General features: G+C 62.8%; 3 protein-coding genes. All 3 read right to left on the minus strand.

Annotated features, from left to right (window positions below; genetic code table 11):
• A partial coding sequence (locus LCD35_RS29515) for a bifunctional DNA primase/polymerase (protein WP_225045306.1) occupies positions 1–171 on the minus strand: 171 nt, incomplete at its 3' end.
• A gap of 36 nt (positions 172–207) precedes the next feature.
• Positions 208–2,601: a site-specific integrase gene (locus LCD35_RS29520; protein ID WP_225045304.1), complete on the minus strand. Its 2,394-nt coding sequence runs from the start codon at positions 2,599–2,601 to the stop codon at positions 208–210.
• On the minus strand, positions 2,598–3,948 hold a 1,351-nt coding region (locus LCD35_RS29525), incomplete at its 5' end, for a site-specific integrase (RefSeq protein ID WP_225045305.1). The genes LCD35_RS29520 and LCD35_RS29525, both read right to left, overlap by 4 nt.

Below are 3,948 nucleotides of genomic sequence, written 5' to 3' on the forward strand. Positions count from 1 at the left end.
GTTTTTCCTGGAGTTGTCGGGCCACCAAGCATGGATCTGCGCTTCGTCGGTTGTCGGCCGCTGTTCCCACTTCTTGATGGCGGGAATCTTGGAGTTCTCATGAAGAGGGAAGACATGCCAACCTTGGCGGGCTGCGTCCAGCGCTGATTGTCGAAAGTGGTTGACATTCAATGGGAATCACCTCCCTTCTGTTGCGTTTGATAAGAGTCACAGGGGTGCTCGCAGTGTTGGGATGCCGAGGTCGGTCAGAGTTCCGGTGGAGTTGCTGATGGCTTTGTCGAGGTTCGCGAGCTTCTCTTTTGCCTTGGCCAGGCTGTATTGGAGTCCTTGGACTTCGCCGAGCCAGCCGTTCATCTTGGCCTCGGTGATCCGGTCGTCTAGGTTCTGGAGGATCGTGAGGAGGCGGGGACGTTGTGCCGGGGCGACCCGCAGCATCGGGCAGCGCAGGCACGCGTGCTCGTGTTGGCAACCGGTTCCGTAAGGTCGGCCGCAGTCGCCGAGCTCGAGCTTGCGTGCTTGGAAGTGTTGTTGGAACTCGCGCCATTCTTCTTCGGTCGGTTCGCGGTATTCGGCTTCCGGGCGAACGGATCGTCGTGAATCCAAGAAGGATCTGTAGGCGCGGACGAGATCTTCCTGAAAGACGGCGAGATAGGACTGGGTGGTGGCCACCGAGTGGTGGCCGAGCAGTCGTGCCGCGATGTGAACCGGGAGCCCGCCGGTCACAGCGTCCGTGGCGAAGATTCTTCGGAAGTCGTGGGCTGTGTAGTTCAGCGTTTCGCCCGCGGCGTTCCGTAGTCCGGTCCGGGCGACAGTGTCGTTGAGCAGCCGGCGAACCGTGTTGTAGCTCATTACGCCCCAGCGGTGGGCGTTCTTGCGCTGGAACAGGTGGGGAAGCGGTGGCCCGGTGATCCGCTCGTGAGGGTCGTAACGGGCGACCAACGGGACGGTGCCGCCATGGTCGCGACGAAGCCTGCTGATGATGGTGGCCAGGACGCTGGCCAGCTCCGGGCTGATGAGAAGGAGCCGTTCTTCGTTGCTCTTGGACGGCACGATCTGCAGAAGCGGGACCAGCTCTCCGGTTTCGGGTAGCTGGTAGGAATTCAGCGCGAGATGCGTGATTTCGAGCAGTTCCTCCAGGCGAACGCCGGTGTGCCGTAGCGTTTCGATCAGCCCCCAGGCCCAGAAGGCTTCGTCCTCGGTTTGAGTCACGTCGATTCGGATGCCGGTGTCGATATTCTCCACGAGCACGGTGTCCGGGCCGCGGTATCGCTCGCCGCCAGGCTGCTGCTTGGGGACGACTCGTCGGTAGCGCTGGCCATCGTGGGCGAGCGCTCCGCCGGCGGGTGTTTGTCTGGCTTCCTCAAGGAACGCACGTTGGGAATCACGGTGCTTCTCAGCGGTTTCCACCAACACGAGCAGTTGCGGGAGCCGCTCCCGAACGCGCTGGTGCATTCGCGCGGTGGTTTGTTGCCGTGCCTTGAGGATTCCGTCGGTGTCCCCACGGCGGACCGGGCTGGGGACGGCCCAGGGGACCCATGCTGGATCTGTGTGTGCCCATTCCTGGATGTCGAGGTAGAAGGCACGCACCTTAGTCAGGGTTTCCAGCCGGGTCTTACGTGGTCGGGTCTGGCCGTTCTTCGTGCGGACCACGAGCAAACGTTGTTTCCATGCTTGAGCGATGTCTTCGGTCAGCTCGAGGCTGTCGATGCCGGGATGGTGCGTCTCGATGTCAACCCAGAACAAGCCGACAAGATGGCTGGCCAGTGAGCGGACAGAGTTGTAATCCAGGCTGGCCCGGCGTTCTTCGAGGTACCGAATCAGCACTTCCCGGATGGTGCTGCTGCGGACTCCGTAGGAGTCGACGAGTTCACTGATCGGGCGCTGTCCGCCACGTCGGGTCGTTTCGAGCAAGGACCCGTTCGCAGAGATCACGCCCGCTCGACGGAGCAGATCCCATGCTGTGCCGAGTCCTCTGTTGGCCTTCCGATTCCGGTTCGCCCAGTCTCGGAACTCGAGCATGTCCTCGACGCTGAGTTGCTCGACCTCCTTGCCAGTGTGCAGGGCGAGTTTGACCAGCGCCCTGCGCGCCAAGGTGTGCTCTCTGCACGTGATTGGCGAGGCGGCGGCCTCCTGAGCGAGGTGCTCGAACAGATCTGGGCTGATCAAACGGGGCGCATGTTCGAAGAGGAAGGGAGATTTGGAACGGGGGAAGTAGCTGTAGGCCGGTCGCATTACTCGTGCGAGGAACAGCCAGTTCACGCCCATGCGAAGCTCGAGCGAGTTGATGTCCTCGGATCTGGGGTCCTCGGCCGCGAGATGATCGATCCATTCGAGTCCCTGGTCGCCGCCGACAGCGACCCAACGCTCTTGCCACCCAGTCCCTGGCCAGCGCTCCAACCAGCCCAGCACCCGGCTGGCACCTCGCAATCGCCGTCCTGGCGACGTTCCTTGCCGCGTGGACCACGTCGGAAGCTCCTGCAACAGCCGCAGGACTGCATCGACCGAGAGCTGATCAGCACTGCAAGGCGCATGATGAGCACACGAGTCGTCAACCGTGGAACGGGAAATTGCCTCCTGGAGATCAATCGTGGTGCGTGTCATCGGAGGCCTCCTCCGAACAACACGGCAAGATCCCGATCGTTGTAACCCGCGGTCACTGGCGGGATCTGGGGCTGGGCGTGCTGGTTGGCCAGGTGGAGATGGACTCGGCGGACGACTTCCGCGTCGTCCTCGAGCATGTAGACGTCGGCCGTTGTGGACAGGTGGGCGTGGCCGAGAATGGCCTGCACGTCGCGCAGCGACAGCTTCTCGTCGCGGCTCATCCTGATCGCGGCCGTATGCCGTAGGTCGTGCATCGACCAGTTCGTGCCAAGCAATGTGTTGACCCGCCGGAACACAGCTCGCAGCGCCTCGTAGTTCAACGGCTGTCGCCGCAGCCCGTCTCCGCGATCGCGCCGCCGAAGCGTCTGCCAGAGCGGTTGGTCCGGGCTCAGCGGGTCACCGAGTTCGGCTAAATAGAGACGAAGCCAAACGAAGGCTTCCGGGCTGGCCGGTAGCCACTGCTCGGCCTGGGTTCCCTTGCGGAAGACCCGCACCAGCTGTTCTCCCCAGTCCAAATCAGCGCTGCGGACGCCGAGAAGTTCGGTGGCGCGGGCGCCATTGCTCACTGAAGCAGCAACAATGGCCCGGTCCCGGTTGGAGCGCAGTGCGGCGAAGAGTTCTTTCCACTGCTCGTCAGGCATCGCTCGCGGCTTCTGCTTCGGAACTTTCGGGTTGTAGCGGACCCGCCCTTCGGGACGAAACGGTTCCAACGGGTTGTGATGTTCGTTCGGGCGGTGGTTCCGGCCGTGTTCCCGAGGCACCGGATTGACTAGCGGTCCCTCACCGATCTCGAGGTAGAACTCATAGAACGATCGCACCACCGCGTTCGAGTGTCGTACCGTCCGAGGTTTGTACTGGTCATTGAGGTATTGCTTACGGGTAATCGGATTGATCGTGCCCGCGGTCGCGGTCGACAACGTGCGCGGCGATCGGCGAGGCTTGGCTGCCTGTTTCAGCCAGAGGACCAGGTCACGAGCTTCCTCGGATGTGGCCTGATCCCATTCGATTCCTACGGCCTGCAGCCAGCGCCACCACCGCAGCAGGCCGTAGGCGTAGCTGCGTACTGAACCGGGTCGGTAGCCCCGAGCGACGAAGTCGGTCAGGAACCGGCGGACCGGCTCTACGGGTACCCCAGCCGGGTCGACTACCAGCCACGGAACCACACCGTCAGCAGCGACCACCGCACCCCACGAGGGCATGACAATCGCGGCAACATCTCTGCCGCGAACGCCGTGTACGACTCCCATGCAACCTCCCTGCTCGGACGTTGCGGAAGTCGTACCGAACAGCCGCGACCAGATCTGCTCCTGCCTCGGCGTGTTGCGTGCTAGTCCGGTCAACAGGTTG

Source organism: Saccharopolyspora sp. 6V (genome assembly GCF_020176785.1).
GTDB classification, from domain to species: domain Bacteria; phylum Actinomycetota; class Actinomycetes; order Mycobacteriales; family Pseudonocardiaceae; genus Saccharopolyspora_C; species Saccharopolyspora_C gregorii.